Annotated in this window: 1 protein-coding gene; it reads right to left on the bottom strand. The window is 34.1% G+C overall.

Going from position 1 to position 633, the window contains the following annotated elements; translation table 11 throughout:
* On the bottom strand, positions 1–617 hold a 617-nt coding region (locus DWZ61_RS19445; RefSeq protein ID WP_118540121.1), incomplete at its 3' end, for a hypothetical protein.
* Positions 618–633: the final 16 nt, after the last annotated feature.

The raw sequence follows: 633 nt of genomic DNA, 5'->3' as shown, positions 1-633 counted from the left end.
GCAAGAACTATACTAATCGTTCCCATTAGCGCAGAACTCCTCAATGTGTCTCTCCTCAAAACAATAAGTCCAATAATAAAGACTATCACTTCCAAAACAGATTTTGCATTAAAATACCAGCATCCATATACAAAGCACATATTGAACAATACTGCCAAAATCAGCGCTGATAGTATAAATGCCAGTTTGCTTTTCCCCTTTGCATACCAACAGACAAAAGCCAACAATGGAGAAACAGCTGTAAATCCAAACCAAATCATCGCATAACTTCTTGGGAAAAATCCTGCAATATAGTTTGAATACAAATAGTAGCTTGCAACCATACCAACAAAGAATACAAAAACATTGATGCTTGCTCTTATTGCAGAATTGCTATAAATAGAAATACACAGTGCAATCAATATCCAGATTGCAAAACGCCCAAGAAAATTACCAATATCTAAGACTCCATTTATTGCCATAAGCACACCTGGAAGTTCAGTTTGACGAAAATCCAGATATTTTGAGAAAGTTCCCAAAGCTATTCCGAGAAACAATATCGCTATGGTATTTATAAGTTTTCTATTATTGGATATTGGATTTTCTGCATTCCTTATATCATTCAAAAAATTTATCATAATTACCCTCACAAAT

Source organism: Clostridium sp. AF34-10BH, assembly GCF_003478095.1.
GTDB lineage: Bacteria > Bacillota > Clostridia > Lachnospirales > Lachnospiraceae > Acetatifactor > Acetatifactor acetigignens.
This window is presented reverse-complemented; position numbering and strand designations above follow the sequence as displayed.